This is a genomic window from Mycobacterium sp. 012931, assembly GCF_000419295.1.
In the GTDB taxonomy this organism is placed as follows: Bacteria; Actinomycetota; Actinomycetes; order Mycobacteriales; family Mycobacteriaceae; genus Mycobacterium; species Mycobacterium marinum.
In genome coordinates, this window is sequence record NZ_AOPX01000001.1 from 5,722,967 (window position 1) to 5,735,511 (window position 12,545).

Below are 12,545 nucleotides of genomic sequence, written 5' to 3' on the forward strand. Positions count from 1 at the left end.
GGACAAGACAAATCGGGCTAGCCTGGCCAGCAGAGAGTAGCCATTGGAAATTGTGAATAGGTTTCACATTTTGCTATGCGAATGGTTTTCGCATTTGCCGTGTGCGCGGGGAGTGTTATGAGACAGCTCGCCATCCGCCTAGTAGCGGCGAGTAGGCGTTTCCGATGAGTTTTGTGCTGTTGCCGCCGGAGATCAATTCGGCCCGGATGCACCTCGGTGCTGGGCCGGGGCCGATGCTGGCGGCAGCGACGGCCTGGGATGGGCTGGCGGCCGAGTTGTTCGCCGCGGCAAGTGCGTTCGGGGCGGTGACCTCCGGCCTGGCGGGCGGGTCTTGGCAAGGTCCGGCGTCGACCGCGATGGCCAGCGCCGCACAGCCCTATCTGGTGTGGCTGACCACGGCAAGCGCCCAGGCCGAGCAGGCCGCCAGTCAGGTCCGGGCGGCGTTGGCTTCTTTCGAAGCGGCGCTGGTGGCCACGGTCAGTCCGCCGGCTATCGACGCAAACCGCACCGTCCTGACCGCACTGGTGAATGCGAACGTGCTGGACCTGGCCGCGCCGGCGATCGCGGCCGTCGAAGCACAGTACGAGCAAATGTGGGCCCAGGACGTCGCCGCCATGCTCGGTTACCACGCCGGCGCCTCGGCGGCCGCCCCAGCATTGACGCCCTTTGCCAGGCCGCGGTCGCCGACCCGGTGAGCGCGCTGGGCCTGCCCAGCTTGGGCCTGGCCGCCGCGACCCCGTTGAACCTGGGGGCGGCCAACGTCGGCACATCCAATCTGGGCTTCGGGAACATCGGTAGCGGGAACATCGGAAACGGCAATAACGGTGATGGCAACCTCGGTGGCGGCAACCTCGGCAGCTATAACCTCGGTTGGGGCAACCTAGGCGGCGCCAACCAGGGCTTTGGCAACGCGGGCAGCAACAACCAGGGCTTCGCCAACACCGGCAGCTTCAACGTCGGCTTCGGCAACACCGGCAGCAACAACATCGGCATCGGGCTCAGCGGTGACGGCAAGATCGGGTTCGGCTCCTTGAATTCCGGGAGCGGCAACATCGGGCTGTTCAACTCGGGCACCAACAACATCGGCTTCTTCAACTCGGGCACCGGCAATTTCGGTGTGTTGAACTCGGGCAGCTACAACACGGGCTTCGGCAACTCGGGTGAGGCCAGTACCGGGGTGTTCAACCCGGGCAACGCCAACACCGGCTGGGCGAACACCGGCAACCACAACACGGGCAGCTTCAACGCCGGAAACACCAACACCGGCGGCTTCAACCCGGGCAACCTCAACACCGGCTGGGCCAATACCGGCGATGTCGATACCGGCGCATTCATCTCGGGCAGCTATAGCAACGGCCTGTTCTGGCAGGACGATTACCGGCTGCTCGGCATCGATCTCAAGATCAACTTCGGCGGAACCAGCGGCGACTACGCCGTCAGCATCCCCCTGGACAACACGTTCAGCGCCACCGTGCCCACCATCACCACCCCGGGCACCACCATTCCCAAGCAGACCTTCCTCAACGGGGGATACATCGGCCCCATCACCATCCCATCGATCACGATCGTCGGTCCCCCGATCAATGCCACCGTGGGCCCCGCAACGCTGGATCTGTCCCTTTCCTATGACGTCAGCCCCATCCAGCTGCAACTTCTCTACATCCCGCCGACCACGGGGCTTGGGAACACGAGCTCGAGCCCGTCGTCGGGATTCTTCAACCAGGGCGACGGCGGCTCGTCGGGCTTGTTCAACACCACCTCCGGCCCGTTCGGCGTCTCCGGGCTGCTCAATTACGGCGATCTGGAATCGGGCGCGCTGAACTTCGGCAACACGATCTCGGGCATTCACAACACCAGTGGGCTCGAACTCGCGACCCTGGAGCCGGCCCGGATATCGGGAGTCGGCAACATCGGCAGCGATCTGGCCGGTGTGTTTCGGGACGGCCCGGACGCGACCACCTTCAACGTGGGCGTCGGCAACGACGGCGGGCTGAACTTCGGTAGCGCAAACATCGGCGACTACAACTTCGGCAACGCGAACATCGGCAACCTCAACCTCGGCAGCGCAAACATCGGGTTCGGCAACGTCGGCGACTACAACCTCGGCAGCGGAAACCTCGGCAGCGCCAACATCGGCTTCGGCAACGCCGGTCCCGGGTTGACGGCCGCCTTCAACAACATCGGCTTCGGCAACACCGGCGACAACAACATCGGCTTCGGCAACACCGGCAACGGCCAACACCGGCGGCGCCAACCAGGGCGACTACAACACCGGCTGGTTGAACCTGGGCGATTACAACACCGGACTGGCAAACGTCGGCAACGTCAACACCGGCGCCCTGATCAGCGGCAACTACGACAACGGCATCTTGTGGAGATCCGACTACCGGGCGCAAGGCGGCTTCAGCTACGCGATTGGCCTGGTGCCCATCACCACCAGCCTCAACCTCAGCGTCCCGATAGACATCCCCATCAGCGCCACCGTCGGCAACACCGTGATCGAGGGCTTCACCATTCCGGAGATCCCGATCGGCGCGTACGGAGTGGTCAGCGGCAACATCGGGCCGGAAACCTTCCCGACCATCACGATTGTCGGTCCAACGATAGACATCGGCGTGGGCGGGACACAGTCCGTGTTCACGCCCAGCTTTGTTGTCGACACGGGGCTGGTCCAGGCGATCGTCCTCGACCTGCCTTCTGGCCCGGGAGTCGGCAATTCGACCAGCGTCGAGTCGTCGGGTTTCTTCAACTCGGGTGACGGTAGCGCGTCGGGCTTCGGGAACGGGGGCGGCAGCAACTCCGGCTTCCTGAACTTTGCCACCGACAGTCTCGGAAACTCCGGTTTCAAGAACTACGGCACGCTGGAGTCCGGCATCGCAAACCTGGGCAACAACGTTTCCGGTGTGTTCAACACGAGCGCGCTGGACCTGCTGACGGCGGCCAATGTGTCGGGTGTTTCAAACTTCGGCAGCAACCTTTCGGGCTTCTTCCTCGCCGGTGACTCTGCGGATCGAATCTTCAACGTGGGTGTGGCCAATGACGGCAGTTTCAACATCGGCAGCGCCAACCTCGGCGACTACAACTTCGGTCTCGGCAACGTCGGTAACACCAACTTCGGCCCCGGGAACCTCGGCAGCACCAACATCGGCGGGGCAAACATCGGCGACACCAACTTCGGCTTCGGCAACATCGGTAACAACAACTTCGGCTTCGGCAACTCCGGCGCCTCGTTGACCAACGGCAACCACAACATCGGCTTCGGCAACACCGGTGACGGCAACATCGGCTTCGGCAACATCGGCCTGTTCAACTCCGGCACCAACAACATCGGCCTGTTCAACTCGGGCAGCGACAACATCGGCATCGGGAACTCGGGCATCGGCAACGCCGGGCTGTTCAACTCGGGCAACTACGACACCGGCGTGTTCAACGCGGGCATCGTCAACACGGGCATCGGCAACGCCGGAGACTTCAACACCGGAACCTTCAACGCCGGCGACGCCAACACCGGCAACGCGAATTCGGGCAGCTACAACACCGGCGGCTTCAACTCGGGTAACTACGACACCGGTTGGGCCAACACGGGCGATGTCGACACCGGCATCTTCATCTCCGGCAACTACAGCAACGGCATCCTGGCAAGGGGCGACTACCAGGGCTTGGTCGGCGTCCCACTGTTCGACATCGCCGCCGCGCCGGGCTTCGGAAACACGACCACCAGCTACTCTTCGGGCTTCTTCAACAACGGTGCTGGCAGCGGATCGGGCTTCTTCAACTCCGGCACCGACGTATCGGGCTACGGAAACCTGGGCGCGGTGCAATCCGGCCTGGCCAACTACGGCAACAGCGTCTCGGGCCTGTTCAACACCAGCAGCCTGGACACCGCGACGGCGGCCTACGTCTCCGGCGTCGGAAATGCCGGCGCCAACCTTGCCGGGTTGTTCCGGGACTCCGCGGGCGGCACCACCCTCAACGTGGGCTTCGCCAACCTGGGCGTCCTGAACCTCGGTGCCGCCAACGTCGGCGACTACCACGTGGGCACCGCAAACGTCGGCGGCATCAACTTCGGTGGCGCAAACATCGGCGACCTCAACTTCGGCGCCGGAAACCTCGGCAGCACCAACTTCGGCTTCGGGAACCTGGGCAGCAATAACTTCGGCTTCGGCAACTCCGGCGTCTCGCTGGCCAACGGCAACCACAACATCGGCTTCGGCAACACCGGCAGCAACAACTTCGGCTTCGGCAACACCGGCGACGGCAACATCGGCTTCGGCAACACCGGTGACGGCAACATCGGAATCGGGTTAAACGGCGACGGCTTGCGCGGTTTCGAAGCCCTCAACAGCGGCACCGACAATGTCGGCTTGTTCAACTCCGGCACCGGCAACGTCGGCATCGGCAACTCGGGCACCGGAAACTGGGGCATCGGAAATTCGGGCAACTACAACACCGGCGTCGGGAACACCGGCGCCGCGAACACGGGCATGTTCAACTCCGGCATCGCCAATACCGGCGTGGCCAACGCGGGCAGCTACAACACCGGCAACCTCAACGCCGGCGACATCAACACCGGCTCGTTCAACACCGGTGTCGGCAATACCGGCTACTTCAATGTGGGCGACACCAACACCGGAATTGCCAACCTCGGCGATATCAACACCGGTGGTTTCAACTCCGGCAGCATGAACAACGGCTTCTTACTCAGGGGCGACGAGCTAGGCCAGCTGGGCTTCAACTACACGCTCAATATCCCGACTCTGCCCGTGGACCTGGATATTTATGCCAACTTCCAGACACCGATCAGCCTCGACGTCGGTGGAACGACCATCCACAGCTTCGACATTTCAGCGTTCACCATCTCCGGAAAGTACGGCTACTCGTACAAGGTCCTCGGAATCAAGTTCAACTACCCGTTCAAGTATTCCTTCGACATCCCCGCGATCACGATCCCGAGCATCCAGATCGGCGGGTCCAGCCAGAACTTCACGGTGGGTCCCCCGGCTCTCAATACCACCATCAATTTCGATGGCGGGCCACTGAACATCGCGGTCGACATGGACCCGGCGCCGGGCTTCTTCAACTTCACCAACAACGACTCGTCGGGATTCTTCAACTCCGGTAAGGGCTTCACGTCGGGGCTTGGCAACATCGGCGGCTACGACTCGGGTTTCCTCAACGGCGGCATGGATCCGTTCGGCTCCGGAAGCAGCCAGACCTCGGGCGTCTACAACTTCGGCGAGCTGCAATCGGGCCTGGTGAACGTGGGCAACACCGTCTCGGGCTTCTTCAACACCAGCAAGGTCAAAGACGCCGAAGCTTACATCTCGGGCTTCTTCAACACCGGATCCAACCTCTCCGGGTTCTTCAATACCGGCACCGGGCCGTAGCCCGGCGGGGTGTGGCGGAAAGCCGGCTCAGCGGGGCCGGCGCGGCTGCCACACGACCAGCGCCGTGCTCTTGGGCACCAGCGCCACCTCGCGGCGCTGCTTTGCCCGCATCGTCTCGAGCTCGTCGGCCATTTCCTGCAACCTCGACTGCAGCGCCTCGACCTGGTTGGTCAGCTCGATGATGCGCTTGATGCCCGCGAGGTTGACCCCCTCTTCCTGAGAGAGCTGCTGAACCTGACGCAGCAGATTGACGTCATGTTCCGAATAGCGGCGCCCGCCACCGGATGTCCGGCGCGGGCTGACCAGACCAAGCCTGTCATAGGTGCGCAGCGTCTGCGCGTGCATTCCGGCCAGCTCCGCCGCCACCGAAATCAGAAACGTTCGGGCTTCCCCTTCTCTCGAGTTCTTAGCCATCTAGCGATTACCTGCCCAACCGGCCCTGGGATCGAACCCACTGGACCGCTCGGCCGCCGCGTAGGCTTCCAGCGCCTCCTTGGCAGCCCCTTCCAAATTCGGCGGGACGGCCACCTTGACCGTGACGAGCAGGTCGCCGCTACCTCCGCTGCGTTTGGGCACGCCACGGCCGCGAACCCGCAGGATGCGCCCGTCGGCGGTGCCCTGCGGCACCTTGACACCGACGCTGCCGTCCAGCGTTGGCACCGAAAGCGTTGAGCCCAAAGCTAGTTCGGTGAAGCTGACCGGAACCGTGACGGTGAGGTCTTCGCCGTCACGGCCGAAGACCTGGTGCGGCCGCACGTGCACGGTGACATAGAGATCTCCCGACGGTGCACCGCGCAACCCGGCCTCGCCCTGCCCGGCCAACCTGATCCGCTGCCCGTCCTCCACGCCGGGTGGAATCCGGACATTGATGGTGCGGGTGCGGGTCGTGACGCCGGTGCCTTTGCACTCGTCGCAGGGGTGCTCGATGATCGAGCCGCTTCCCCGGCAATCGGTGCAAGGTTCGGAGAAACCGAACGCGCCCTGGTTGCGGTTGACCACACCCGCACCGTTGCAGTTGGGACACACCTTCGGGCTGGTGCCCGGCCGCGCGCCACTGCCGTGGCAGTTCGTACACGGCGCCGGACTGGTCAGCCGCAGTGGCATCGCCACGCCTTTGGCTGCCTCCACGAAGTCCAGTTCGGTCTCGGTCTCCAGGTCGTTGCCGCGGCGGGGCCGGCTCGGACGAGCGCTGCCGCCGCGTCCGAACAGGCCGCCGAACAAGTCGCCGATGTTGGTGCCCCCGGACCGGCCGGCGGCGTCGAACAAGTCATTGAGGTTGAACTCGGCGCCATCGGAGCCATATGCGGCCCCCCCTGTGAAGCCGCCGAAGCCACCCGTGTCGAAGCGGCGGCCCCCGAATCCGCCTCCCGCAAAGAGCCGACGAGTCTCGTCGTACTCCTTGCGTTTGGCCGGATCCGTGAGCACCTCTTTGGCCTCGGATACCGCCTTGTAGCGGTCCTCGGCCGACTTGTTCCCCGGGTTGCGGTCGGGATGATTCTCGGCGAGCAGCTTGCGAGCCGCCCGCTTGATCTCTTCAGGTGCGGCGTCGGAGGAGACGCCCAACTCCTTGTAGAAGTCCTTCTCGACCCATTCACGCTGGGCCATGCCGCGTCACCTCCTTACCTTCATGTCCATTTTTTGTTGTCGTCCTGATTCTGGGCCCTATTCAGCTGGGGCGTCGGCGTTATCGGCGGTGTCGGGTCGCCCGGCTTCGCCGCTATCGGCCGGCTGCTGAGTGGATCCCGCTTCGGAGGTGTCGTCGGCAATCGTTTCGACGACCGCGACCAGCGCGTTTCGCAACACGTGCTCACCGAGCTGGTAACCCTGACGCATGACGGTGCCGATCACCGGTTTGGCGTCCTGCCCGCCGTCGCCCTCGTGTTGCACGGCCTCGTGGAGCACGGGGTCGAAGTCCTCGCCCTCGGCGCCAAACGACTTGAGCCCCAGCCCGGTCAACACACTCATCATCTTGTCGGCGACCGCCTTGAGCGGACCGGAATCCAGGTCCCCGTGTTTGCGCGCCCGTTCGATGTCGTCGACGGCATGCAGCAATTCGCTGACCACCGAGGCCTTGGCCCGATCCGCGGCGGCCTGCTGATCGCGCAACGCCCGCTTGCGGTAGTTGGCGAAGTCAGCCTGCACGCGTTGCAGATCGGCGGTCAGCTCGGCGACTTTGGCGGCCGAACTGTCCGCGCCCGCCGGAGGCGTCCCTCCCGGCGTATCGCCGGGAGGGACGTGCCGGACTTCACCGGTCTCGGGATCGACCCGCCGCTTGTCGGTAACAGTTACCTGTTCCTGTGGATTGCCCTCGCTCACTTGGACTCCTGGTCGTCGTCGACCACCTCCGCGTCCACCACGTCGTCGGCGCCGGGCTCGGCACCGCCGGGTTGGCCGCCGGGTGCGCCTGCAGCCGCCGCGTCAGCCTGGGTGGCTTCGTAGATGGCCTGCCCCAGCGCCTGCGACTCCTGGCCGAGCTTCTCCATCGCCGACTTGATTGCGGCAATGTCGGTGCCGGCCAGCGCCGACTTGGCTTCCGCCACGGCTGCATCCACCTTGTTGAGCGTGTCCTCGGGAACCTTGGACCCGCCCTCGGCTTCGCGCTGTTCCTTGACGAACTTCTCCGTCTGGTAGACCAGCGTCTCGGCCTGGTTGCGGACGTCGGCTTCCTCGCAACGCTTGTGGTCCTCGGCGGCGTGCGCCTCAGCGTCCTTGATCATCCGGTCGATCTCGTCCTTGGACAGGCCCGAGCCTTCCTGGATTCGGATGGTGTTCTCTTTGCCGGTGCCCTTGTCCTTGGCCGTGACGTGCACGATGCCGTTGGCGTCGATGTCGAAGGTGACCTCGATCTGGGGCACACCGCGCGGGGCCGGCGGGATGCCGGTCAGCTCGAAGGACCCGAGTAGCTTGTTGTGCGCGGCGATCTCGCGTTCACCCTGATACACCTGGATCTGCACCGACGGCTGATTGTCGTCGGCGGTGGTGAAGGTCTCCGACCGCTTGGTCGGGATCGTGGTGTTGCGCTCGATCAGCTTGGTCATCACGCCACCCTTGGTCTCGATACCGAGCGACAACGGCGTGACGTCCAGCAGCAGAACGTCTTTCACCTCACCCTTGAGCACACCCGCCTGCAGCGCGGCGCCCACGGCAACCACCTCATCGGGGTTGACGCCCTTGTTGGGCTCCTTGCCGCCGGTGAGCTCCTTGACCAGTTCGGTGACCGCCGGCATACGGGTCGAGCCGCCGACGAGCACCACGTGGTCGATGTCGGACACCGAGATGCCGGTGTCGGCGATGACCGACTGGAACGGCTTGCGGGTGCGGTCCAGCAGGTCTTGCGTGATGCGCTGGAACTCGGCGCGGGTCAGCTGCTCGTCGAGGAACAGCGGGTTCTTGTCCGCGTCAACGGTGATGTAGGGCAGGTTGATCGAGGTGCTCTGCGAGCTCGAGAGCTCGATCTTGGCCTTCTCGGCGGCTTCCCGAAGCCGCTGCATGGCCATCTTGTCCTTGGTCAGGTCGATGCCGCTGGTGCCCTTGAACTTGTCGACGAGCCACTCGACAACGCGGTCGTCCCAGTCGTCGCCGCCCAGGTGGTTGTCACCCGAGGTGGCGCGCACCTCAACCACACCCTCGCCGATCTCCAGCAGGGAGACGTCGAAGGTGCCACCGCCGAGGTCGAAGACCAGGATGGTCTGTTCCTTCTCGCCCTTGTCCAGGCCGTAGGCCAGCGCGGCCGCGGTCGGCTCGTTGACGATCCGCAGCACATTGAGGCCGGCGATCTGACCGGCATCCTTGGTGGCCTGACGCTGGGCGTCGTTGAAGTACGCCGGGACGGTGATCACCGCGTCGGCGATGTCCTCACCTAGGTAGGCCTCGGCGTCGCGCTTCAACTTCATCAGCACGCGGGCACTGATCTCCGGCGCGGTGTACTTCTTGTCATCGATCTCGATGGACCAGTCGCCACCCATGTGGCGCTTGACCGAGCGAATAGTCCGGTCGACGTTGGTCACCGCCTGGTTCTTGGCGGGCTGGCCGACCAGCACTTCACCGTTACGAGCGAACGCCACGACGGACGGAGTCGTCCTAGAGCCCTCAGAGTTGGCGACGACGACAGGGTCGCCACCTTCTAGAACCGCGACGACGGAGTTGGTGGTCCCGAGGTCGATACCGACCGCACGAGCCATAGTGATTCCTCCTGAGTAGGTAGATCTTGTTACTGCACTATACTGAGTGAACCCCGCTCAAGCCTGCTCCGGCCGCAGCAAGGCTGTCAACCTCAAGGTTGAGTATGGTTCGCTCAACTTGTCGAACATGTTAACGCCGGTCCTTCGCGTCTTGTTCCCGGGGGTACGCACTCCCCCATCCGGCCCGCCGCAGCGCATGGTCGGAGTGAGCCCAGATGGCGAAATGTTCCGTACCGGTTAACGCTGGGCCATCAGCGCAATCGTGCGCTAGCCTGACACCCATCCGTTGCTTGGGGGTGTTCGCGTCGACGCGTTCCGGGAAGCCATGACAGCAGGAGCTTGATGCCACCGCTAGACACCGCCGCGACCGCGAGACTCACCCGCGAAGACAGGGGCTATCACAAGTCCCTCAAGAACCGCCAGCTGCAGATGATCGCGCTCGGCGGGGCGATCGGGACCGGACTCTTCCTCGGCGCGGGCGGTCGGCTCGCATCCGCAGGACCCGGCTTGTTCCTGGTCTACGGGATCTGCGGCTTCTTCGTCTTCTTGATCCTGCGAGCCCTGGGCGAACTCGTCCTGCACCGCCCCTCGTCAGGATCTTTCGTGTCCTACGCCCGCGAATTCTTCGGCGAGAAGGTGGCCTTCGTCGCGGGCTGGATGTACTTCCTGAACTGGGCCATGACGGGGGTCGTGGACACCACCGCGATCGCCCACTACTGCCATTACTGGAAAGCGCTGCAATTCGTCCCGCAGTGGACATTGGCGCTGGTCGCGCTAGTGAGCGTGTTGTTGATGGACCTGATCTCGGTCAAGCTCTTCGGCGAGCTGGAATTCTGGGCAGCCCTGATCAAGGTGATAGCGCTGGTGATATTCCTGATCATCGGGTCGATCTTCCTAGCGGGAGGCTTCCACGTCGACGGTCAGGAAATCGGGCTAGGGCTGTGGCGTAGCCACGGCGGATTCTTGCCGACCGGCCTGGTGCCGCTGGTGCTGGTCACTTCTGGGGTGGTGTTCGCCTATGCCGCCATCGAATTGGTCGGTACCGCCGCCGGAGAGGCGGCCGAGCCCGAGAAGATCATGCCGCGTGCGATCAACTCGGTGGTGTTCCGCATCGGGCTTTTCTATATAGGGTCGACAGTTCTGCTGGCCCTGCTGCTGCCCTACACGGCTACCGCGAACACGTCAGCCCGTTCGTGACGTTCTTTTCCAAGGTCGGAATTGAGGGCGCGGGCAGCGTGATGAACATCGTCGTGCTCACCGCCGCTCTCTCGAGCCTGAACGCCGGCTTGTATTCGACGGGCCGGATCCTGCGATCGATGGCCATCAACGGCAGTGGCCCTAAATTCACCGCGCCGATGTCGAAGAATGGGGTGCCGTACGGCGGAATCCTGCTGACCGCCGGGATCGGCATGTTGGGCATCGTGCTCAACGCCGTCAAACCCAGTCAGGCCTTCGAGATCGTGCTGCACATCGCGGCGACGGGGGTGATCGCCGCCTGGGCCACCATCGTTGCCTGCCAGCTGCGCTTCCACCGGTTGACCATCAGCGGCGTGCTGCAGCGGCCGAGTTTCCGGATGCCGTTGTCCCCCTACAGCGGCCGGATCACGCTGGCTTTCCTGGCGAGCGTGCTGATTCTGATGCTGTTCGACGAGACCTACGGTCGCTGGATGCTGGCCGCCATCTTGGTGGGTGTCCCCGCGCTGGTCGGCGGTTGGTATCTGGTTCGAAACCGGGTAAAAGTGGCCGCCCGCGATACCCTCGAACCGGCCCAGCCGGAGAGTGGTCACACCGGTTTACCCATGTGATGCCCGCTGGGCTCCACCAGCCGGCACGTCCGTCGTGGCCACCGCCGGTAGACACGGGCATCCCCGCAACGCCGAAGCCGCGCCCACCGACGGCGCGGGGAATATTTGACCTTGGCAAGAACGCGAGCGCCCGCGGCGTCATCGGCTAACTGGCGACCTATCGTGATTTCGTCGACATGATCGACGGGAGATCGTTATGTCGTTTGTGGTTGCCACGCCGGAGATGTTGGTGGGGGCGGCGACGCAGATGGAGCGCATCGGCTCGGCGCTGGGCGCGGCCAATGTGGTGGCGGCGCCAGCGATCACGAGCGTGGTCGCCGCCGCCGAAGATGAGGTTTCGGCAGCCATTGCGTCGTTGTTCTCCGAGTGCGCCCAGGCTTACCGGGTGGTCAGCATCCATGCAGCGGAGTTTCATGGCTCGTTCGTGCAGGCCGTGAAGTGCGCAGCGGAACGGTATCAAGCCGCTGAGGCCGAGTTCTACGCCCTGCTTGCGACCCGGCAAGCCGAGCGCGCGTCCCTTCCGAGCCCGCAACCAGACCCCAATCACGCCAGCCCCGCCGGTGGCGGCGGCTAGCGCCCACGAACCAGGTCAGACGGGTCGGTCAATGTCGCTGCCGCTGGCCAGATCAAGACAGTCAACGTTTTCGACGTCTCGCCGGGCAGCCAGGTAGGCGGCCGCGCCATGGTCGCCGGTCATGCGGGCCAGTATCTCCGGCCAGTGACGGCGGGCGATAACGACGGGGTGGCCGGGGCGATCCCCGAAGTACGCCCGCGCCAGACCGCTACTTGATCCCAACGCACGACCAACAACTCGTGCTACTACCGCCGCATCGACATCGGGTGTATCGATCACGTGCAATACGGCGTAATCGGCCTTCATCCGGTCGGCCTGCACCAAGCCGGCGCGAACCGACGCACTCAGGCCCTGCCGCCAATCCGGGGCGGTGACGGCGGTGACGCCCGAGGGAACGGCCGCCGGGGCCGCGCCCAGCACCACCACCACATCGGCACAACCGCCGCCGCGCAGCGCGGCCACCGCGGTCTCCAGCCAACCCTCAACCAGAACTTTCGGCTTCCCGTAGCGCCGGCCGGCCCCCGCGGCCAGCAACACCGCTACGACGCGGGTCAGCTCGCACATCGCCGGCGACTGTCAACTCCGATCACCACCACAC

The 12,545-nt window shown here is 64.4% G+C and carries 7 protein-coding genes and 2 pseudogenes; 4 read left to right on the forward strand and 5 right to left on the reverse strand.

What is annotated here, in order from left to right; translation table 11 throughout:
* Window positions 1-164: 164 nt before the first annotated feature.
* Window positions 165-1,381, forward strand: a pseudogene (locus MMSP_RS30050) (PPE domain-containing protein); the annotation flags it as partial.
* A gap of 898 nt (window positions 1,382-2,279) precedes the next feature.
* Complete coding sequence (locus MMSP_RS29200; RefSeq protein ID WP_235065836.1) at window positions 2,280-5,387, forward strand: hypothetical protein; 3,108 nt, start codon at window positions 2,280-2,282, stop codon at window positions 5,385-5,387.
* 27 nt (window positions 5,388-5,414) lie between these two features.
* Here the strand turns inward: MMSP_RS29200 and MMSP_RS25040 are convergent, their stop codons facing one another.
* The 4 genes from MMSP_RS25040 to dnaK are packed head-to-tail and all read right to left on the reverse strand — an operon-like array spanning window position 5,415 to window position 9,568.
* Complete coding sequence (locus MMSP_RS25040; RefSeq protein WP_012392599.1) at window positions 5,415-5,801, reverse strand: heat shock protein transcriptional repressor HspR; 387 nt, start codon at window positions 5,799-5,801, stop codon at window positions 5,415-5,417.
* Entirely contained in the window at window positions 5,802-6,992 is a 1,191-nt protein-coding gene (gene dnaJ, locus MMSP_RS25045; protein WP_020788855.1) for a molecular chaperone DnaJ, read from the reverse strand.
* Window positions 6,993-7,049: 57 nt separating this feature from the next.
* Window positions 7,050-7,703 (reverse strand): nucleotide exchange factor GrpE, encoded by a 654-nt coding sequence (gene grpE, locus MMSP_RS25050; RefSeq protein WP_012392597.1) that lies wholly within the window; start codon window positions 7,701-7,703, stop codon window positions 7,050-7,052.
* Window positions 7,700-9,568 (reverse strand): molecular chaperone DnaK, encoded by a 1,869-nt coding sequence (dnaK, locus tag MMSP_RS25055; RefSeq protein WP_020788856.1) that lies wholly within the window; start codon window positions 9,566-9,568, stop codon window positions 7,700-7,702. Before dnaK ends, grpE begins: the two co-directional genes overlap by 4 nt.
* A gap of 342 nt (window positions 9,569-9,910) precedes the next feature.
* On the opposite strand from dnaK, the pseudogene MMSP_RS25060 reads away from it, so the two are divergent.
* A pseudogene (locus tag MMSP_RS25060) lies at window positions 9,911-11,373 on the forward strand (amino acid permease).
* 196 nt (window positions 11,374-11,569) lie between these two features.
* Window positions 11,570-11,947, forward strand: a complete 378-nt coding sequence (locus MMSP_RS25065; RefSeq protein WP_020788859.1) for a PE family protein — start codon at window positions 11,570-11,572, stop codon at window positions 11,945-11,947.
* Between the two features lie 15 nt (window positions 11,948-11,962).
* On the opposite strand, the gene MMSP_RS25070 is transcribed toward MMSP_RS25065, so the two are convergent.
* Window positions 11,963-12,511, reverse strand: coding sequence for an NTP transferase domain-containing protein (locus tag MMSP_RS25070; RefSeq protein WP_020788860.1), 549 nt, complete (start codon window positions 12,509-12,511; stop codon window positions 11,963-11,965).
* Between the last annotated feature and the right edge of the window lie 34 nt (window positions 12,512-12,545).